The 20,553-nt window shown below is 70.9% G+C and carries 17 protein-coding genes and 1 pseudogene; 13 read left to right on the top strand and 5 right to left on the bottom strand.

Annotation, left to right across the window (positions count from 1 at the left end):
- Positions 1–177: 177 nt before the first annotated feature.
- Entirely contained in the window at positions 178–1,011 is an 834-nt protein-coding gene (locus F9278_RS17840) for a shikimate dehydrogenase family protein (protein ID WP_152169261.1), read from the top strand.
- Positions 1,012–1,093: 82 nt separating this feature from the next.
- Positions 1,094–2,488 carry a class II 3-deoxy-7-phosphoheptulonate synthase gene (locus F9278_RS17835; RefSeq protein ID WP_152169260.1) on the top strand — a complete coding sequence of 465 codons (1,395 nt, stop codon included), beginning with the start codon at positions 1,094–1,096 and terminating at the stop codon, positions 2,486–2,488.
- 78 nt (positions 2,489–2,566) lie between these two features.
- Here F9278_RS17835 and F9278_RS17830 read toward each other — a convergent pair whose 3' ends face one another.
- From F9278_RS17830 to F9278_RS17810, 5 genes are all read right to left on the bottom strand, one after another.
- The gene (locus tag F9278_RS17830; RefSeq protein WP_152169259.1) at positions 2,567–3,268 is read right to left on the bottom strand and encodes a 4'-phosphopantetheinyl transferase family protein; all 702 of its coding nucleotides are present in this window, start codon (positions 3,266–3,268) and stop codon (positions 2,567–2,569) included.
- A complete protein-coding gene (locus F9278_RS17825; RefSeq protein WP_152169258.1) occupies positions 3,265–3,453 on the bottom strand; it encodes a hypothetical protein in 189 nt (62 codons plus the stop codon). The genes F9278_RS17830 and F9278_RS17825 overlap by 4 nt, the downstream gene beginning before the upstream one ends.
- A gap of 155 nt (positions 3,454–3,608) precedes the next feature.
- Positions 3,609–4,388 carry an AfsR/SARP family transcriptional regulator gene (locus F9278_RS17820; RefSeq protein WP_152169257.1) on the bottom strand — a complete coding sequence of 260 codons (780 nt, stop codon included), beginning with the start codon at positions 4,386–4,388 and terminating at the stop codon, positions 3,609–3,611.
- Between the two features lie 181 nt (positions 4,389–4,569).
- Positions 4,570–5,205, bottom strand: a complete 636-nt coding sequence (locus F9278_RS17815; protein WP_152169256.1) for a ScbR family autoregulator-binding transcription factor — start codon at positions 5,203–5,205, stop codon at positions 4,570–4,572.
- A 40-nt stretch (positions 5,206–5,245) separates the two neighbouring features.
- The gene (locus F9278_RS17810) at positions 5,246–5,884 is read right to left on the bottom strand and encodes a hypothetical protein (RefSeq protein ID WP_152169255.1); all 639 of its coding nucleotides are present in this window, start codon (positions 5,882–5,884) and stop codon (positions 5,246–5,248) included.
- A 170-nt stretch (positions 5,885–6,054) separates the two neighbouring features.
- Here F9278_RS17810 and F9278_RS17805 point away from each other — a divergent pair, with 170 nt between their 5' ends.
- From F9278_RS17805 to F9278_RS17755, 11 genes and pseudogenes are all read left to right on the top strand, one after another.
- Positions 6,055–6,855, top strand: a complete 801-nt coding sequence (locus F9278_RS17805; protein ID WP_152169254.1) for a TetR/AcrR family transcriptional regulator — start codon at positions 6,055–6,057, stop codon at positions 6,853–6,855.
- A 168-nt stretch (positions 6,856–7,023) separates the two neighbouring features.
- Positions 7,024–8,625, top strand: coding sequence for a serine hydrolase domain-containing protein (locus F9278_RS17800; RefSeq protein WP_226966788.1), 1,602 nt, complete (start codon positions 7,024–7,026; stop codon positions 8,623–8,625).
- 596 nt (positions 8,626–9,221) lie between these two features.
- Positions 9,222–9,731, top strand: a pseudogene (locus F9278_RS17795) (MMPL family transporter); the annotation flags it as partial.
- Positions 9,732–9,774: 43 nt separating this feature from the next.
- Complete coding sequence (locus F9278_RS17790) at positions 9,775–10,350, top strand: acyl-CoA synthetase family protein (protein ID WP_264300171.1); 576 nt, start codon at positions 9,775–9,777, stop codon at positions 10,348–10,350.
- Between the two features lie 244 nt (positions 10,351–10,594).
- Positions 10,595–11,977, top strand: a complete 1,383-nt coding sequence (locus F9278_RS17785) for a nitrate/nitrite transporter (RefSeq protein ID WP_152169252.1) — start codon at positions 10,595–10,597, stop codon at positions 11,975–11,977.
- 229 nt (positions 11,978–12,206) lie between these two features.
- Positions 12,207–13,361, top strand: coding sequence for a uroporphyrinogen-III synthase (locus F9278_RS17780; protein ID WP_152169251.1), 1,155 nt, complete (start codon positions 12,207–12,209; stop codon positions 13,359–13,361).
- A gap of 410 nt (positions 13,362–13,771) precedes the next feature.
- Positions 13,772–14,347 carry a CGNR zinc finger domain-containing protein gene (locus tag F9278_RS17775; RefSeq protein ID WP_152169250.1) on the top strand — a complete coding sequence of 192 codons (576 nt, stop codon included), beginning with the start codon at positions 13,772–13,774 and terminating at the stop codon, positions 14,345–14,347.
- Positions 14,348–14,637: 290 nt separating this feature from the next.
- On the top strand, positions 14,638–15,213 hold the full coding sequence (locus F9278_RS17770) for a sigma-70 family RNA polymerase sigma factor (protein WP_013003188.1): 576 nt from the start codon (positions 14,638–14,640) through the stop codon (positions 15,211–15,213).
- Between the two features lie 29 nt (positions 15,214–15,242).
- Positions 15,243–16,037: an anti-sigma factor family protein gene (locus tag F9278_RS17765; RefSeq protein ID WP_193241536.1), complete on the top strand. Its 795-nt coding sequence runs from the start codon at positions 15,243–15,245 to the stop codon at positions 16,035–16,037.
- 148 nt (positions 16,038–16,185) lie between these two features.
- Positions 16,186–18,483: a HelD family protein gene (locus F9278_RS17760; protein ID WP_152169249.1), complete on the top strand. Its 2,298-nt coding sequence runs from the start codon at positions 16,186–16,188 to the stop codon at positions 18,481–18,483.
- Positions 18,484–18,879: 396 nt separating this feature from the next.
- Positions 18,880–20,292: an NAD-dependent malic enzyme gene (locus F9278_RS17755; protein ID WP_152169248.1), complete on the top strand. Its 1,413-nt coding sequence runs from the start codon at positions 18,880–18,882 to the stop codon at positions 20,290–20,292.
- The last annotated feature ends 261 nt before the right edge of the window (positions 20,293–20,553 follow it).

The following is a 20,553-nucleotide window of genomic DNA, read 5'->3' as shown; positions in this document are numbered from 1 at the left end:
CCGGCCGTGTCCGTGGACCACTATCAACCCCCCTATAAGGGCCCTGCATCGGTGGCCGTCCGGGTATGCGAGGGGTATGCGCCGGGCGAGTGTGGCGCAATGCAGAGGTAATTTCCGCTGCTCGCCCGGAGACTCAAGCGGTGCTCTCCCGGCGCGAATTGAATCGGAGGTCTTTCGATGTCGCATTCCCCTGGGGCGGTCCCGAGGATCACCGGCCGTACCCGGTTGTTCGCGGTGCTCGGCGACCCGGTACGGCAGGTGCGGGCGCCGGAGATGCTCAACCCGGTCTTCGCCGAACTCGGCCTGGACGCGGTCCTGGTGCCGGTGCATGCCCCCGCCGCCCACCTGGGCGAGGTGGTGCGGGGCCTGCAGCGGGCGGCCAACGTGGACGGCCTGCTGGTGACGGTCCCGCACAAGGCCGCGGCCCGGGCCTTCGCCGACGTGCTCAGTCCCGCGGTGCGGCTGGCGGGCGGCACCAACGTGCTGCGGCGCGGCGGGGACGGGCGCTGGTACGCGGAGAACTTCGACGGCGTCGGCTTCGTCGCCGGTCTGGTCGCCGCCGGTCACCCACCGGCCGGCCGGTCGGTGACGCTGGTCGGCGCGGGCGGGGCGGGCGGCGCGATCGCGGCCGCGCTGGTGCTGGCCGGGGTGGCCCGCCTAGACGTCGTGGACCTGGACCCGGCCCGGGTCCGCGCCCTCCTGGACCGCCTGTCCGACCATGCCCCGGGCGTCGTACGGCACAGCCCGCCCGCGACCGCCGGGAAGGCGGACATCGTGGTGAACGCGACCCCGCTGGGCCTGCGCGACGACGACCCGCTCCCCTTCGACCCGGCGCGGCTGGGCCCCGGCACCCTGGTCGCGGACGTCATCATGACCCCGCCCGAGACCCGCCTGCTGCGCACGGCCTCCGCCCTGGGCCTCCCGGTCCACCCGGGTGCCCACATGCTGTCCCGGCAGCTGGATCTGTACCGGGAGTTCTTCGACCTGCACCCCACCGAGCAGGCGGGCTGAGCGCGTCGGCGCTGCCCCGGGGTTCCCGGCGAGTGCCGCCGCGGTTCCCCCAGCGTGGCCGCCGTCTCCTTAGCCTGCCCACATGAATCCCACCATCGGCGACATCACGGACCCGCGGCCCCGGGCCCTCGCCCGGTTCCCCGACGACATCGAGGCCCGGCTGGCGGACGTGGCGGCGCGGCCGGCCGACCAGCAGCCCACCTGGCCGGACTCGGACCGCGCCGCCGCCGCCCGGGACGCGCTCGCGCAGGTGCCGCCCCTCGTCATGCCGGGCGAGGTCGATCGCCTCCAGGAACGGCTGTCGCAGGTGGCGCAGGGGCAGGCGTTCCTGTTGCAGGCCGGCGACTGCGCCGAGACCTTCGACGGCAACACCGAGTCCCACGTCACCGCCAACATCCGCACGCTGCTGCAGATGGCGGTCGTGCTGACGTACGCGGCCAGCCTCCCGGTCGTGAAGATCGGGCGGATCGCCGGGCAGTACGCCAAGCCCCGCTCCAACGCCATCGACGCGTTGGGCCTGCCGGTGTACCGCGGCGACATCGTCAACTCCCTCGATCCCGAACCGGGCGCCCGGGTCCCGGACCCGTCCCGGATGCTGCGCGCGTACGCGAACTCGGCCGTTTCCCTCAACCTGGTCCGCGCCATGGCCGCCTCGGGCCTCGCGGACCTCGGCCGGGTACACGACTGGAACCGCGACTTCGTGCGCGCTTCCCCCGCGGGCGAGCGCTACGAGGCGATGGCCGGCGAGATCGACCGCGGCCTGGCCTTCATGTCGGCCTCCGGCGCCGACCACGGCGCCCTGCACAGCACCGAGATCTACGCCAGCCACGAGGCGCTGCTGCTGGAGTACGAGCAGGGCCTGCTGCGCTGGGCGCCCGCCGTCTCGGGTGAGCCCCGGCTGTACGGGCTGTCCTCGCACATGCTGTGGATCGGCGAGCGCACCCGCCGCCCGGACGGTGCCCACATCGCGTTGGCCGGACTGCTGGCCAACCCGATCGGGCTGAAGCTCGGCCCCGGCACCTCGCCCGAGCAGGCCGTCGAGTACGTCGAGCGCCTCGACCCTGACAACGTGCCGGGCCGGCTCACGCTGATCAGCCGGATGGGCAGCAAGAAGGTCCGCGACGTGCTGCCGGCGATCGTGCAGAAGGTCGAGGCGACCGGCCACCGGGTGGTGTGGCAGTGCGACCCGATGCACGGCAACACCTATGAGGCGGCCAGTGGCTACAAGACCCGCAAGTTCGACGACATCCTCGACGAGGTCAAGGGCTTCTTCGAGGTGCACCGGGCGCTCGGCACCCACCCGGGCGGCCTGCACATCGAGCTCACCGGCGACGACGTCACCGAGTGCCTGGGCGGTGCCGAGCAGATCGACGAGCAGGCCCTGGCCCTGCGCTACGAGACCAGCTGCGACCCGCGCCTGAACCCGGATCAGTCGGTCGAACTGGCCTTCCTGGTGGCCGAGATGCTCCGTTCGTGACAGCGGTGGGTACGAGAAGGGGGCGCCCGGACTCCTGGAACCCCAGGAGTCCGGGCGCCCCCTTCTCGTACGCCCTCTTCAGGGCCGGTCGCCGGGCGGCGCGCGGCCGGCGGCGGGCAGGGCGATCGCGGTGAGCAGTAGTCCGCGGGCGGCGGTCCACCGTCCGGCGAGCACGACGCGGGGCTTCCCGTCGACCAGCAGGCCGGGGACCACAAGCCGGGCACGGAAGGATCCGTCGACGGGGTCGAACGTGATCGCCGCGTCCTCGAAACCGAGCCGCACACCGGTAGCCGGGAACGTCGACTTGTACACCGCCTCCTTGGCGCTGAACAGCAGCCGGTCCCAGGCGATCGAGGGCCGACTGCGCGACAGGCGCCGTACATGCGCCCGTTCGCCGGGCAGCGCGATGGCCTCCAGCAGGCCGCCGGCGAGCGGTTCGGCGGGCTCGGCGTCGATGCCGAGGGCCACGACGTCGCGCCGCCGGGCGATCGCGGCGGCCCGATAGCCGGGGCAATGCGTCATGCTTCCGACCACACCGGCCGGCCAGCGCGGCGCCCCGCCGGGCCCGGGCAGCAGGGGGAGCGCGGGGAGCCCGAGCTGCGCCAGGGCCCGGCGGGCGCACAGTCGTACGGTGGCGAACTCACGCCTGCGCTCCGGCACGGCCCCGGCCACCTGGGCGAACTCCTCGGCCGACAGGTCCGGGTACGGCGGGTCCCCAGGCTCCTCGGCGAAGACGACGGCCGGCGGCAGCAGCGGCGTGATGACGGCCCGCTCGGTCATTCCGGCAGGAGGGCGGGGTGGCGCCAGGCGAGCGTGGTGTACCGTTCGGCGCGCGCCGCGGTGCTCTCCTGCGCATCACCGGAGTACGAGTCGAGCCGGCCGGTGAAAATACCGATCGCGGCGTCGAGCGCGACGTTCAGGCTTATCGCGGAACTGGTGACGTTATCGAACGACTCGGTGGACATGACGACCCCTCCCTTTCCGGCCGCGGAACTCTCCCTTATGGAAAAGCCCTTGTGGAAAAGATAGGAGTTCCGGCCGCCGGGGAAATCCCCTAGCCCACCCCTGTATTTCTCGTGAGCCGACCCATTCCCGGTTTCGTTTCCGGCCCGGAACGCACTCAGACGAGCTGCGGGCGGCGGCCCAGGAGGCGCGGCTCCTGGTTGAGGATCGCGCGCTCCATCTCCTGGAGGTCGCGCGTCGGGTCGAGCCCGTGGATGTCGACGAGCGCCTGGCGGGTACGGCGGTAGGCGGCGAGCGCCTCCGTCTGCTGACCGCAGCGGTAGTGGGCAAGCATGAGCTGGTGGCACAGCCGCTCGCGGGTCGGCGTGGTGGCGGCGGCCTGCTCCAGGTCCACGACGAGCTCGCGGTGCCGGCCGAGTTCGAGCCCGGCGGCTGCCCAGTCCTCGTAGGCGGTGAGCCGCTCCCGCTCCAACTGGGCGAAGGCGGGCCAGCCGATGCCGCCCTCGGCGAGGTCGACCAGGACCGAGTCGCGCCACAGGCCGAGCGCCTGGGCCAGCGACTCGACGGCCTGTTCCGGGAAGCCGGCGCCGAGCTCGGCGCGCCCCGCGGCGGCGAGCCGACGGAAGCGAAAGGCGTCCACGCACTCGGTGTCGAGGTGCAGCTGGTAGCCGTGCGGGGCGGTGACGAGGCGGATGCCACGGCTGTCGGGGGCCGCCTGATCGAGGAGTCTGCGGATGCCGGAGATGGCGTTCTGCACCATCTTCCGCGAGGTCATCGGTGCGTCGCCGCCCCACAGGGCCTCGATGAGGCGGCTGGTGGCGACGACCTTGTTCGGGTTGAGCACGAGGTAGCCAAGGGTGGCCCGTTGGACGACGCCGCCCAGCGGCAGCGCCCGGTCGGCGACGACTTCGAGCGGGCCCAGCAGGTTGAACTGCATCTTTCCCCCACGCGTTTGACAGTCCGATTACTTACTCCCATGAAACAAACCGACCGTGATGTTTGTCAAGCGATTCTCGACCGTAGATCCTCTTGACAGCCACCACAGAAACGGACAAAATCCGCTCGACGCCAGGCTGGAGAGGTGTCGCCCCTTACAAAGAAACCGGTATGCCAGTTTTTTAGGGCCCTTGATCCTCGCCGCTCGCCGGCGCGAACCCGGCCGGGCTGAAGTCGTGCCGCGCGGCGCTGCCCACGATGCGGGGCAGTAGCAGCGCCCAGAACTGCGTCAGCACGCCCCGCTCCAGCCAGCGGGCGTCGCTCTCCGCCCGGGCCTGCAGGCCGGCCCCCACGGCCACCACGACGGCCGCCAGCTCCTCGGGCGAGGGGTCGGATACCAGGGCCCCCTCGCCGTCCGCCCGCGCGAGCGTGGCCTCGACCCATTGCTGCCAGTCGCCCCACAGGTCCGGCGCCGCCTCGGAGCGCTCGCCGCGGCCGCTGAGCCGGAAGCCGACCCGCAGCACCACGTTCCGCCCGAGCGCCCGCACGAGGTCGTGGGTGGCGTCGATGAGCGCCTGCACGGTGTGGAGGTCGCGCGGGCGGGTGATCTGGCGCAGCCGCGCCTCCGCCTCGACGACGACTGCGTCCAGGAGCGCCGCCTTGTTGGGGAAGTGGAAGTGCAACGCCCCGTTGCTGACACCGGCCTTGGCGCTGATGGTCGCCAGCGAGACTGGGGCCGGGCCTTCCTGGTCCAGCAGTTCGGCCGCAGCCTTGATGAGGGCGTTGCGCGTACGGATCGCGCGTTCCTGCGTGGCCATGGGCTCCGTCACTCTCCGGGTTCGGCGTCGAAAGTCCAGCCTAACAAACCGACGATGCGGTTTGCAGTGGCCTGTGCACGGTGATCGGCTGGAAATGGACACTTGGTCCGCCTGCGGGGAAAAAGCACCGACAGCCGCTGATCTGCGCCGACTTGGGCATATCCGTGACCTCCTGTGCACCCGGGGGTGGAGCGCGGACGACGCCGCACTCGTGGTCCATGCGTGAAGCGAGCCCGCGTACGAGCTGTACGAGCTGTTCGAGGCGGCGGAGGAGGCGGACCGCGCGCGTGTGGTGGGGATGTGGGATCTGGGCGGGGGCGGGGGCGGGGGTGAAGGGTCCGCTCCCGCCCCGTACCGCCCGCCGTGATGTCGTCGCCGACCACACGGTGACCGCCGGCGCCGCGCACGGCGCCAGGGTGGCCAGGGACGGGAGGGGCCGACGGGAGCCTTCCAGGGTGTCGGGGCGGTCCTCGTGGTCGGAGAGGGCCTTGTCCGTCTGATCGGCACGCTGGAGGAGGGTGTCGTCGACCGGCGCGGCGATCTCGTCCGCGTCGGCCTCCGCGTCCGCCGCGAGTCGCGACCGGCCGGTCTCCTTCCAGCTGTCCCGGTGGGCCGTGTCGTCCGCGCACGGGCACTCCTCGTCGGTGCGCCGGCACTCCGGGTCGACGAAGGGGCGCACCGGACTTTGCTCGTGCGTGCGCGCGGCGGCATGGTTCGCGTGCGCACGGCCTTTCGAGTGTGCGGTGCGCAACAGGTCGCACGCTGTATGGAGCGAGTACATCGTGCGCAATCCCGTACGATGTTTCGCCAGGCCGATAGGCTGATGCGAAGGGGCGAGGGGGAGGCCGCATGCCCGAGAAGCAGTCCGAGAAGCAGTCCGAGGGGCAGTCCAGGACGCGGTCCGAGGCGCGCTCCGATGCGAGGGTGATCCGGTCCGTGTGGACCCGCCCGAAGCGCCCGAAGCGCGAGCAACCCGTGCTGAGCAGGGACGTCATCGTGGCGGAGGCCGTGAAGCTGCTGGACGAGGAGGGCGCCGCCGCGCTGAGCATGCGCCGCCTCGGCACCCGGCTCGGCGCGGGCGCGACCTCGATGTACTCGTACGTGGCGAGCAAGGACGAGCTGATCGAGCTGGTCGTCGACCATGTCTACGGCGAGATGGAGGCGCCGGGCCCGGACGCCGCCGCGAACTGGCGGGCGGCGGCGGCCCGTTGTGCCCACGGTGTTCGCTCGACGATCTTGCGCCATGCCTGGATCGCCCCGATGCTGGGCGAGGTGGGTGTCTCCCTGGGGCCGAACTCGATGCGGCTCACGGAGGGCATGCTCGCCATGCTGGAGGAGGCGGGCTTCGACCTGGAGCAGGCCGACCATGTGGTGCGGATCCTCTTCGCGTACGTGCTGGGCATGACCACCAGCGAGGCCGCCTGGCTCACGATGCTCGCCCGCGGCGGGCAGAGTCAGGAGGACTGGACGCGCAAGGTGTGGCCGGCCGTCGAACAGGCCACCCGCGACTATCCGCACCTCCGCCGGCGCTACGCCGCGCAGGAGGGCGGCCGTTCGTCCGAGGTCCTGGTGGACAACTTCACCCATGGACTCGACTGGGTCCTCGACGGACTTCAGGCCCGCCTCGACCGGGGCCCCGCGCAGGCCTGACCCCGGTCCCGGCCCGCGCTCCCGGCCAACCGTCCACGGCGATCCGTACCGGCCGTGGACGGTTTTTCCTTGGCCGGTGATGAACGCCGTACGAACTTGCGCACACTGTGCGCACTTCGTACAGTGTTCATCACGACGCACACCCCACCCCCCCTCGAAGGACACGCCATGTCGAAGAAGACGCAGGGCTCGCAGTGGAACGACCTCCGCACCCGGATCGCGACCGGCGGCTGGGAGGCCAGTGACAGCTGGGGCCTGACCGGGACCTGGACGATGGACGGCGCCTCGGGCACCTGGGACACGTTCGGCAGGACGAACCCGGCTCCGGCCCCGCAGCCCACCCCAACCCCTGAAGCCGCCCCCACCGCCGACGTAGTCGAACTCGCCACCGGCCGCCGCATCGACCTCGGCCACTGGCAGCACCGCCTCGACGAACTGCGCGAGACACACGACGTGCCCGGCGCGACCCTCGCCTTCGTGATCGACGACGAGGTCCAGGAACTGGCCAGCGGTGTCCTCAACCGGCAGACCGAGGTGGAGGCCACCACCGACTCCGTCTTCCAGCTCGGCTCGATCGCCAAGGTCTACACGGCCGCCCTGATCATGCGGCTCGCCGAGTCCGGCGACCTCGACCTGGACGCCCCGGTGGTCAGCGTGCTGCCGGAGTTCGCGACCATCGACCCCGAGGCCACCAAGGTCATCACCAGCCGGATGCTGCTCTCCCACACCAGCGGCCTGACCTGCGACTTCCACCTCGACACCGGACGCGGCGACGACAGCCTGGCCAAGTACGTCGAGGCCGCCAAGGGCGTGGCGATGGACTGTCGGCCGGGTACGGCGGTGTCGTACAGCGGCATCGGGTACGTGGTGCTCGGCCGGGTCGTCGAGGTGCTGACCGGCACCACCTGGGACCAGGCCCTCAAGGACCGGCTGCTCACCCCGCTCGGCCTGACGCACACCATGACGCTCCCGGAGGAGGTGCTGCCGTTCCGCGCGGCGATGGGGCATCTCACCGGGCCGGACGGTGAGCAGGCGCTCGCCCCGGCCTGGGACCTGATGCCGCGCGCCGCGGGCCCGGCCGCCCGGGTCTGCGCCACCGCCGGCGACCTGGTCCGCTTCGCCAGGCTGCACCTCGCCGACGGCCGGGCGGCCGACGGCACCCATCTCCTCGGCCCCGACTCGGTCGCCGCGATGCGGCACCGCGAGACGGACGTCCCCGACAAGTGGACGGTGAGCGCGGACGGTTGGGGCCTCGGCTGGACCCTCTACGACGGGGACGGCGTCCCCGGCTTCGGCCACGACGGCGCCTCCATCGGCCAGTACGCCTACCTCCGGGTGGTGCCTGGCGCGGGCGTGGCCGTCGCGCTCCTGACCAACGGCGGCGGCTCCCGCCTCCTCTGCGCCGACCTCGTGCGCGAACTCCTCGCCGACCTGGCCGACGTCACCATGCCCGCCCCTTTCGCCCCCGCCGAACAGCCCCCCACCGTCGACATCACCCCCTGGACCGGCACCTACAAGCGCGAGGGCGTCCTCATCACCGTCTCCGAACGCGACGGAAAGCCCCACCTCGTCCATGCCTTCGTCGACGGCATGGCCGGCTACTCCCCGGACCTCGAAATGGACCTCGTCCCCCTCACCGACACGGTCTTCGCCGGCGCCGGCGGCGGCGCCTCCTTCACCGAGGACTGGATGCCGGTCGTCTTCACCACCACCCCCGACGGCACGAAGTACGCCTACATCGGCATGAGGGCGGCCCCGAAGACGGCGTGAGCGGTCTTCCTGGGGAAGCAGGGGGCGCAGCCCCCGCTTCCCCAGGGGCGCGGGGAACCGCGCGACCAGCCCCCACCGAGCCCGCACCCGCCGAACAACCGAACCTCCCGAGGTCATAGGCGAGGCACACGTGAACGCCGGCCCCCAAGGGACCGGCGTCCACGCACACCCAACGTGTAGGACAGCCACCCCGCCAGCACCGACAACGCCAGCACGAACGGCAGCAGAGCGAAGAACGCCCCCGTACCGAGTTGCCCGAAGTCACTGTCGAGCAGGTACCGGACGGTGACCCGCATGACGACCAGGTGCCACAGGAAGATCCCGCGGGAGTTCCGCCCGAGCCACACGATCGTCGGCCGCGCCGGCAACCGCTCGGGCCCACTGCCCTGCGCCAGCAGCAGCGGCGCCGCGAGCCCGACCGCGATCACCGGATGGCAGACGTACTTGAACGCGGCCTCCTCCTTGGTGAGCGAGATCGACGCGATGCTGCCCGCCCACTCGGTGCTGGCCAGCGCGTACGCCACCGCCGCCGCACCCCGGAACGCCCACGGGCGGCTGCGGACGGACTCCACGAAGGCGAGCCGCTGCCCGGAATCGGCGCGACCGTCCTGGTCACCGGCCAGACGGCCCTGCTCATCGACTTCTCGCAGACCCTCGACGACGCGATGGTCCCGTATCTGGGCCTGGTCGTCGGACTCGCCTTCGTCCTGCTCGTCCTCGTCTTCCGCTCGATCCTGGTCCCGCTCAAGGCGGCCCTCGGGTTCCTGCTGTCCGTCACCGCGGCACTCGGTGCCGTCGTGGCCGTCTTCCAGTGGGGCTGACTCAAGGACGTCTTCGGCATCGACCAGCCCGGCCCGATCATGAGCACGATGCCGATCTTCATGATCGGTGTGGTCTTCGGACTCGCCATGGACTACGAGGTCTTCCTCGTCACCCGCATGCGCGAGGCCTACGTCCACGGGGAGCGCCCCGACCAGGCGATCGTCACCGGCTTCCGGCACGGCGGCCGGGTGGTCTCCGCCGCCGCGATCATCATGGCGAGCGTCTTCTCCGGCTTCATCCTCGACGCCAACGACTTCGTCAAGATGATCGGCTTCGGCCTCGCCGCTGGTGGGCTCCGGCTTCCCGTCGTCCACGACCCGCGTCCGGGTGGTCGACCCGGCCACCGCCACGCCCTGCGAACCCGGTCGCGTCGGCGAGATCTGGATCGACGGACCGTGCGTCGCCCTCGGCTACCGGGAGCGCCCGCGCGCCACCGAGGAGACGTTCCGGGCCCGGATCGCGGGGGAGCGCGGGACGACGACGTATCTCCGCACGGGAGACCTCGGCTTCCTCCACGAGGGCGAACTGTTCGTCGCGGGCCGTGTGAAGGACGTCACCATCCGCAACGGCCGCAACTTCTACCCGCAGGACATCGAACTGTCCGCGGAGTCGTCGGTGCCGGGCCTGCGGCCCAACCGCGCCGCCGCGTTCTCCGTGGACGACGGCGAACGCGAGCGTCTGATCGTCGTAGTGGAGACGGACGGACGGGTGCTCCGCCGGGCCGGGGCCGAGGGGGTCCGCGAGGCGGTGCGTGCCGCCGTGCACGACGGGCAGCGGCTGCTCACGGACGAGGTCGTGGTGGTCCGCAGGGGCGCGCTGCCCCGTACGACCAGCGGAAAGGTACGACGGCAGACGTGCCGGAAGCTCTACGCGGAAGGCGAGCCGGGGGCTCTCGCCGACTGAGGGAAATCTCCTTCGCGGGCGGGGCCGGCCGGGCCCTCAGGTATTTTGAGGCCGACCCCGCGCCCCTCGCGAAGCGCGGCCAATGTGGCGTCTTCCTCACCGGCGGACCCTCGTCGTCGTGAGAGCAAAGTTCCTTACCGGTCACCCGGTGCCACAGGCAGGAAACGCGCTCTCCCTACCTTCGGGACTCATCACCCCTCATCACCGCATCGCAACATCTGAGCCCGGAGAACGTGGAGGCGTCATGACAGCCCCGAGCACTGCCCCCGCATCGAGCAGGGGAGGCCGCTGGATCGAGCACTGGGATCCGGAGAACGAGGCCTTCTGGAACGAGACCGGCGAGAAGGTCGCCCGCCGCAACCTCATCTTCTCGGTGCTCTCGGAGCACATCGGCTTCTCCATCTGGACCGTGTGGTCGGTGATGGTGCTGTTCATGGGCCCCGAGTACGGGCTCACCCCGGCCGACAAGTTCTTCATCGTCTCGATGGCCACCCTGGTCGGTGCCGTCGTCCGCATCCCGTACACCTTCGCGGTCGCGCTCTTCGGCGGACGCAACTGGACGGTCGTCTCCGCGAGCCTGCTGCTCGTCCCGACCGTCGCGGCGTTCGTCGTGATGGAGCCGGGGACCTCGTTCAACACGTTCCTCATCTGCGCGATGCTCGCCGGAATCGGCGGCGGCAACTTCGCCTCCTCCATGACCAACATCAACGCCTTCTTCCCGCTGCGGAAGAAGGGCTGGGCGCTCGGCCTCAACGCGGGCGGCGGCAACATCGGCGTCCCGGTCGTGCAGCTCATCGGCCTCGCCGTCATCGGCGCGAGCGGCGGTCCGCGCGTGCTGCTCGGGATCTACATCCCCCTCATCGTGATCGCCGCCGTCCTGGCCTGGCTCAAGATGGACAACATCACGTCGCTGAAGAACGACACCGGTGCCGCGAAGGACTCCATCAAGGAGGCCCACACCTGGATCATGTCCTTCCTCTACATCGGCACCTTCGGCTCCTTCATCGGCTACAGCTTCGCCTTCGGCCTCGTCCTGCAGACCCAGTTCGGCCGTACGCCCCTGCAGTCCGCGTACGTCACCTTCATCGGCCCCCTGCTCGGCTCGCTGATCCGCCCCGTCGGCGGCGCGCTCGCCGACAAGTACGGCGGCGCCAAGATCACCCTGTGGAACTACGTCGCCATGGCCGGCGCCACCGGCGTCATCGTCGTCGCCTCCATGCAGAAGTCGCTGCCCCTCTTCACCACCGCGTTCATCGCCCTCTTCGTCCTCAGCGGCCTGGGCAACGGCTCCACCTTCAAGATGATCCCGGGCATCTTCCAGGCCAAGGCGCTCGCGCAGGGCCTGGAGGGCGAGGAGGCCGCCGCCTACGGACGCCGGCTCTCCGGTGCCTCCATGGGCATCATCGGCGCGGTCGGCGCCCTCGGCGGCCTCGGCATCAACCTGGCCTTCCGCCAGTCCTTCCTCACGGTCGGCTCCGGCACCGGCGCCTTCGTCACCTTCCTCGCCTTCTACGGCATCTGCTTCGCGGTGACCTGGGCCGTATACCTTCGCCGCCCGGCCTCGAACACCTCCGCGACGACGGCCACGACGGATTCGAAGCCGCAGCTCAGCTATGCCGAGGTGTGACATCGCCCATGCCTTGACACGTGTGACGTAACACCAGCGACATCAAGCCGAACCGAGCCTGTCACGCGCCGTTGACAGGCTCGTTCGGCATGTGGGAGCACCAATCGGCGCCTCCACCGAGCGCATCGACTGAGTGCAACGACTCGACTGCGGGACGAGAGCCATGTACGACGAACAGCAGCGACCCGAGCGATCAGATCGAGCCGATCGACCAGACAGGACGGTTCTGATGGATCGGACGGATCAGACAGCGCAGCCGGAACACGGACCGCTCGCGGGGTTCACCGTGGGCGTCACGGCCGCCCGCCGGGCCGACGAACTCGGAGCGCTCCTCCAGCGTCGCGGAGCGGCGGTCCTGCACGCCCCCGCGCTGCGCATCGTGCCGCTCGCCGACGACAGCGAACTGCTGGCCGCGACCAAGGACCTCCTCGACCAGGCACCCGACATCGTGGTGGCGACCACCGCCATCGGTTTCCGCGGCTGGATCGAGGCGGCGGACGGCTGGGGCCTCGGCGAGGCGCTCCTCGACCGGCTGCGCGGCGTCGAGGTCCTGGCGCGCGGACCGAAGGTGAAGGGCGCGATCCGTGCCGCCGGCCTCACGGAGGAGTGGTCCCCGTCCTCCGAATCCATGGCCGAGGTACTCGACCGCCTGCTGGAGCAGGGCGTCGAGAACCTCCGCATCGCCATCCAGCTGCACGGCGAACCCCTCCCCGGCTTCGTGGAGTCCCTGCGGGCCGCCGGGGCGGAGGTCGTGGGCGTCCCCGTCTACCGCTGGATGCCGCCCGAGGACATCACCCCCGTGGACCGCCTCCTCGACGCAGCGGTCGGGCGCGGCCTCGACGCCCTCACCTTCACCAGCGCCCCGGCGGCGGCGTCCCTGCTCTCCCGTGCCGAGGACCGGGGCCTGCTCCCGGAGCTGCTGAACGCGCTGAACCACGACGTCCTGCCCGCCTGTGTGGGCCCCGTGACGGCCCTTCCCCTCCAGGCCCACGGCGTGGACACGGTCCAGCCCGAACGCTTCCGCCTCGGCCCCCTCGTCCAACTCCTCTGCCAGGAACTCCCCGGCCGCGCCCGCATCCTCCCCATCGCCGGCCACCGTGTGGAGATCCGCGGCCACGCGGTCCTGGTCGACGGCGCCCTGCGCCCCGTCCCCCCGGCCGGCATGTCCCTCCTTCGCGCCCTCTGCCGCCGCCCCGGCTGGGTCGTCCCCCGCTCCGACCTCCTCAAGGCCCTCCCCGGCGCCGGCCGCGACGAACACGCCGTCGAAACGGCGATGGCCCGCCTCCGCACGTCCCTGGGCACCCCGAAACTGATCCAGACCGTCGTAAAACGCGGCTACCGCCTGGCCCTTGACCCGGCGGCGGACGCGAAGTACGACGCGTAAAGGTGACGCGGCGAGTCGTCCGCCCGCGGCCCCGTGGGGGCTGGTCGCGCAGTTCCCCGCGCCCCTTGAGGGCCTACGGCCCTCAAGGGCCATCGCCGCCTTCGAGCCGAAAAGCACGGGGCGCAGCCCCTGCTTTTCCAGGGGCGCGGGGCTGTGACATATGCGGCTCCGCCGCGTGGGCGCGACCAGCCCCCACCGGACGCGCGCATACCCACCCACCCCGCGCGGAGCGCGAAGGGGGTCGAAGGGGCGCAGCCCCTTGAGGACGGGACGGGTAGGGGCGGCGGGGGCGAACAATTCCGGCCGGACCCCACCGAGTTCCACCCCCGGGTGCGGCCAGGCCCCCCAAGGGGTACGTACCCCAGAGACGTACCCCGCCCCGGTCGTCCCCCCAAGGCGGTGACAGGCACATGGCACACCCGCAACCCCCTCGCTTCGACTGCGGCCACCTCTGCCTGGACTTCCTCACCACCACCCACCCCGAGGAACAACTCGACTCCCCGGACGCCCTGCGCCGCTGGATCACCGCCGCCGCCCTGGTCCCCGACGGCACCCCCCTCGACCACATCACCCCGCACTGGCTGACCGGCTTCAGAGAACTCCGCGGTCACATAGCCGAGTTGGTCAGCATCGGCGCCCCCGACCCCCGCCCCTTCGACCTCTCCCTGGCGAGAGTCAACGAACTGGCGCGCGCGGCGACCCCGGCCCCCCGGGCCGTCCGCACGGACGACGGCACCCTCACCCGTGCCCTGGACCACACCCCCGACTGCGCGGCTCTGCTCGCCCTGCTCGCCCGCGACACCGTCGAGTTGCTCACCGACCCGGCCGCCTGCGCGGGCCTGCGCCGCTGCGCCGGCGACAACTGCCCCGTCGTCTACGTCGACACCTCACGGGGCCGACGCCGCCGCTGGTGCTCCAGCGAAATCTGCGGCAACCGCGAACGCGTGGCCCGCCACCGCCGCCGAGCGGCCCTGTCCCGCGTGTAGTTGGGGCGGAATTGCGCACCGGCCTTACCCTGCCCGGCAGTTGGGCAAACCCCCGGTAGCCGTAAAGAAGCAGCAGTGCTGTTTTTCACACCGCTACTCGGAGATCTTCACAACTCCCGTCCATGGGTGCCGGTTTAAGCACGGATATGGACGCACTTGTCCCTCACCTGCCCCCGCTTTCCCAAGTTGAATCGAGAAAGTTGTGGCTCAACTCTGAACACACAACTGATTACCTACGTATCCCGATGTGAGCGACCGACTGGGGGAACCCCCGGACACCGGAGGTAGCCGTGCGCAAGGATTCCGCTGTGGCCGATGAACGCCCGCACAGGGCCCGACATCGTGCGTCACAGCCCTCTGAGCCTGACGAGGAGCTGATGCGCGCGCTGTACCGCGAGCACGCTGGACCCTTGCTCGCGTACGTGCTGCGTCTGGTCGCGGGCGACCGCCAGCGTGCCGAGGACGTTGTGCAGGAAACTCTCATCAGGGCCTGGAAGAACGCCGGTCAGCTCAATCGGGCGACCGGATCGGTACGCCCCTGGCTGGTGACGGTCGCACGCCGCATCGTCATCGACGGCCACCGCAGCCGGCAGGCCCGGCCGCAGGAGGTCGACCCGTCGCCGCTGGAGGTCATCCCCGCGGAGGACGAGATCGACAAGGCGTTGTGGCTGATGACACTGTCGGACGCGCTGGACGACCTGACCCCTGCCCACAGGGAGGTCCTGGTCGAGACCTATTTCAAAGGGCGTACGGTCAATGAGGCGGCCGAGACGCTTGGCATCCCCAGTGGCACCGTCCGCTCCCGGGTGTTCTACGCCCTGCGGTCGATGAAGCTGGCTCTAGAGGAGCGCGGGGTGACGGCATGAGCAACATCTACGGGGGGTATGGACCGGGAATGCCCGGGTCTGTGCAAGGAGCCCAAGGTTCCGGTGACAACATCCATGAAACCGTCGGCGCGTACGCCCTCGGGATACTGGACGACACCGAGGCCACACAGTTCGAGATGCACCTCGCCACGTGCGAGTGGTGCGGCCAGCAGTTGGACGAGCTGGCCGGTATGGAACCGATGCTGGCCGCGCTCGCGGACCTGCCCGCCGCTCAGGGCACACCCGCGATCGGCGAGTCCCTGTCCGCGAAACCGACCACCGGCCTCGCGGACCGCCTGGTCGGCGAGGTCGTCCAGCACCGCGCGAAGAAGACCCGACGCAACTTCTTCATGCTGGCCGCCGGTGTCGCCCTGATCGTCGGCGGCCCGACGGCGGTGTTCGCGACGACGGGCGGCGGGGACGACACCCCCACGGCGAGCAACACCCTGTCCACCAGCCCGGCCAAGGACGCCTTCGACAACATGCCCGCCTCGGACAAGGTCTCGGGCACCGACGCCTCCACCGCGGTCTCCGCCACGGTCGGCATGGAGTCCAAGGCCTGGGGCACGCACGCGGTCCTGGAGCTGAAGAACGTCAAGGGCCCGGAGAAGTGCTCGCTCATCGCCGTCGGCAAGAACGGCGAGCGCGAGACCGTCACCTCCTGGTCCGTCCCGGAGTGGGGCTACGGCATCAAGAACGCCAAGACGGAGCAGGCCAGGAACCCGCTCTACGTCCACGGCGGCGCCGCCTTCACCCCGGACGAGATCGACCACTTCGAGATCCTGACCTTCAGCGGGAAGAAGCTCGTCTCGGTCAAGGCGTGACGCGAGATGTGACGAGATGTGACGAGATGTGACACAAGGTGAGACATTTCGTGCCGCGCGGCGGACGGACCCCGGTCGGGCACATAGCCTGACGGGGTCCTTTTCGCGTACGGTGGACGGCTGCCCAGCACGTCAGAAGGGGGCCCGGGTGGCCGCTCAGGTTCAGCAGGAAACGCTCGACTCCGCTCACGACTCGGTGCGTGAGAAGGAGATCGGCGTAGAACAGGAACATCTGGACCGGGTGTACCGGCGTCTTGAGGAGAAGATCCACGAGGCCGAGTTCCTGATGAACGACGCGGCCAAGCGCGGTCAGGTCGGCACCCCCGGCGCGCTCGCCGAGCGGGACGCCCAGGTCTTCCGGGCGGGCATCCATCTCAACCGGCTGAACAACGAGTTCGAGGACTTCCTCTTCGGCCGGATCGACCTGCTGCTCGGCAAGGACGGCAAGAAGGGCCCGGACGGCGCGTACACCGCCGTCGAACCCGCCGAGGGCGCGGTCCGCCCCGACAACACCGCCGACATCGCCGAGACCCTGCACATCGGCCGGATCGGCGTCCTGGACTCGGAGTACGCCCCGCTGGTCATCGACTGGCGGGCCCCGGCCGCCGCCCCCTTCTACCGCTCGACCCCGGTCGAGCCCGGCCGGGTCGTACGCCGCCGGGTGATCCGCTCCAAGGGCCGCAAGGTGCTCGGTGTCGAGGACGACCTGATGCGCCCCGAGCTGACGGCCCTCCTCGACGGCGACACACTGCCCGTCATCGGCGACGGAGCCCTGATGGCCGCCCTCGGCCAGGCCCGCAGCCACACCATGCGCGACATCGTCGCCTCCATCCAGGCCGAACAGGACCTGGTGATCCGCGCCCCCGCCGCCTCCGTGACGTACGTCGAGGGCGGCCCCGGCACCGGCAAGACCGCCGTCGCCCTGCACCGCGCCGCGTACCTCCTCTACCAGGACCGCCGCCGGTACGCGGGCGGCATCCTGATCGTCTCGCCCACGCCCCTGCTGGTCGCCTACACCGAGGGCGTCCTGCCCTCCCTCGGCGAGGAGGGACAGGTCGCCATCCGCGCGATCGGCTCCCTGGTCGACGGCGCCGAGGCCACGCTGTACGACTCCCCGGCCGTGGCCCGCGCCAAGGGCTCGTACCGCATGCTCAAGGTGCTGCGGAAGGCCGCCCGGGGCGCGCTGGAGTCGACCGAGGCACCCACCCGCCTCCGGGTCGTCGCCTTCGGCCGCCGCCTGGAACTGGAGGCCGCCGACCTGGACCGCGTCCGCCACAACGCGCTCGGCGGCACGGCCCCCGTCAACCTCCTGCGCCCCCGCGCCCGCAAGCTGCTCCTGGACGCCCTGTGGTCCCGGTCCGGCGCGGCCGGCCGTCACACCGACCCCGAGCTGGCCGCCGAACTGCGCTCCTCCTTCGACGAGGACATCAGCACCGAGGACGACTTCATCGCCTTCCTCGACGCCTGGTGGCCCGAACTGACCCCGCGTGGCGTGCTCACCGCGATGGCCGACGAGCGTCGCCTCGGCCGTTGGGCCCGGCGCATCCTCAATCCGGGTGAGATCCGCCGCGTCGCCCGCGCCCTGAAGCGGGACGGCCTCTCGGTCCACGACGTCGCCATGCTGGACGAACTCCAGGCGATCGTCGGCTCCCCGTCCCGCCCCCGGAAGAAACGCGAGTACGACCCCCTGGACCAGCTCACGGGCCTGGAGGAGCTGATGCCCGTACGCGAGGAGACCCAGCGGGAGCGGGCCGAGCGGCTGGCGCAGGAGCGCACCGAGTACGCGCACGTCATCGTCGACGAGGCACAGGATCTGACGCCGATGCAGTGGCGGATGGTGGGCCGCCGGGGCCGCCACGCCACCTGGACGGTCGTGGGCGACCCCGCCCAGTCCTCCTGGTCCGACCCGGACGAGGCCGCCGAGGCCCGTGACGAGGCCCTGGGCAGCCGCCCGCGCCGCCGCTTCACCCTCACCGTCAACTACCGCAACCCGGCCGAGATCGCCGAACTGGCGGCCAAGGTGCTGGCCCTCGCCATGCCCGGCTCGGAATCCCCCTCGGCGGTCCGCTCCACCGGCGTCGAACCGCGCTTCGTCACCGCCGCGCGCGACACGCTCGCCCGCACGGTCCGCGCGGAGGCCGCCCGCCTCCTCGACCTCGTCGACGGCACGGTCGGCGTGGTCGTCGCCATGAACCGCCGCGACGAGGCCAGCCGTTGGCTGGCCGGTTTGGGCGAGCGTGTGGTGGCCCTCGGCAGTCTGGAGGCGAAGGGACTGGAGTACGACGCGACTGTGGTCGTCTCCCCGGCCGAGATCGCGGACGAGTCCCCGGCGGGGCTGAGGGTCCTGTACGTGGCCCTGACGCGTGCGACGCAGCAACTGACCCTGGTGTCGGGGGAGCGGGACGACCCTGACGAGGACGGCGTCCCCGACCTGCTGCGCGACTGAAAGGCAGAGGGGCGCAGCCCCGTGCCTTTCAGGGGCGCGGGGAACTGCGCGAGCAACCACGACCCACCCGCACCCGCCGACGCATCAACAACTCCCCGAACTCCTAGGCGCCTGTTAGCCTGGTGGACGGCACCGGCTCGATCCAAGCCCCCGGGCCCAACCTTCGTCGCTACGAGCGACCACTTGCCGCGAGGCGAGCATGGCGGGTCGGTGCCACTGAACGCGTGAGGAACGAGAAGAGGTCCACGTCACCTGTGACGTGGACCTCTTCTCGTTGAGAACAAAACGTTCATAACCTCCGGCGGCTAACGCCTACCCGGCGGTAGGTGCGACGATCGGACGGCAAAACGCAGCAAACGCAGTAGCAGAAGTACGCGAAAGCAGAGGAAGTCGGCCATGGCAACGGCGCCCAGCGTCTCCTACTCGATGACGGTCCGGCTGGAGGTGCCCGCGAGCGGAACCGCGGTCTCCCAGCTCACCGGAGCCGTCGAGTCCCACGGAGGCTCGGTGACCGGCCTCGACGTGACCGCCTCCGGCCACGAGAAGCTCCGCATCGACGTCACCATCGCCGCCACCTCCACCGCGCACGCCGACGAGATCGTCGAACAGCTGCGCCACATCGAGGGCGTCACGCTCGGCAAGGTCTCCGACCGTACGTTCCTGATGCATCTCGGCGGCAAGATCGAGATGGCGTCGAAGCACCCCATCCGCAACCGTGACGACCTCTCGATGATCTACACCCCGGGCGTGGCCCGTGTCTGCATGGCGATCGCCGAGAACCCCGAGGACGCCCGCCGCCTCACCATCAAGCGCAACACCGTTGCGGTCGTGACGGACGGCTCCGCGGTCCTCGGCCTCGGCAACATCGGCCCGATGGCCGCCATGCCGGTCATGGAGGGCAAGGCGGCCCTCTTCAAGCGCTTCGCCGACATCGACGCCTGGCCGATCTGCCTGGACACCCAGGACACCGACGAGATCGTCACGATCGTCAAGGCGATCGCCCCGGGCTTCGCCGGCATCAACCTGGAGGACATCTCCGCGCCCCGCTGCTTCGAGATCGAGGCCCGGCTGCGCGAGGCGCTCGACATCCCCGTCTTCCACGACGACCAGCACGGCACCGCGATCGTCGTCCTCGCGGCCCTCACGAACGCGCTTCGCGTCGCGAGCAAGGCGATCGGGGACATCCGCGTCGTCATGTCGGGCGCCGGCGCGGCCGGTACCGCCATCCTCAAGCTGCTGATCGCCGCCGGGGTGAAGAACGCCGTCGTCGCCGACATCCACGGTGTCGTGCACTGCGACCGCGCCGACCTGGTGGACGCCGCCGCCGACTCGCCGCTGCGCTGGATCGCCGACAACACCAACCCCGAGGGCCTCACGGGCACCCTCAAGGAGGCCGTGCGCGGCGCCGACGTCTTCATCGGCGTCTCGGCCCCGAACGTGATCGACGGCGACGACGTGGCCGGCATGGCGGACGACGCGATTGTGTTCGCGCTCGCGAACCCCGACCCCGAGGTCGACCCCGCTGTCGCCCGGCAGACGGCGGCCGTGGTGGCCACCGGCCGCTCCGACTTCCCGAACCAGATCAACAATGTGCTGGTCTTCCCGGGTGTCTTCCGCGGTCTCCTCGACGCCCAGTCCCGGACCGTCAACACGGAGATGATGCTCGCCGCGGCGACCGCGCTCGCGAACGTCGTCACCGAGGACGAGCTGAACCCGAACTACATCATCCCGAGCGTCTTCAACGACAAGGTCGCGGGCGCGGTCGCCGGGGCGGTGCGCGAGGCCGCGAAGGCGGCGACGTCCGCCTGAGCCCCGCTGTGACGGTGGCCACGGCCCGCCCCATCGGCGCGTCGCGGGGCCGGAGGGCTTGTGCCGCCGTTTAGTGTGGCGGCCAAGCTCAGGCCTGCCACGACTCCCAGGGGTGTTCATATGACTCCCAGGGGTGTTCGTGTGACTCCCAGGGGTGCTGGATTGGCTTTCGCGCCGCAGGTGAGTGCAGGATGCGTTTCTGGGCGCGAGGGTCTGACGACGGACCCGGGTCCGCCTCAACGGCAAGAAGAACACGGGAGT

This window comes from Streptomyces phaeolivaceus (assembly GCF_009184865.1).
GTDB lineage: Bacteria > Actinomycetota > Actinomycetes > Streptomycetales > Streptomycetaceae > Streptomyces > Streptomyces phaeolivaceus.
The sequence above is the reverse complement of the archived record's forward strand: the minus strand, read 5'-3'. Positions and strand labels throughout refer to the sequence as shown.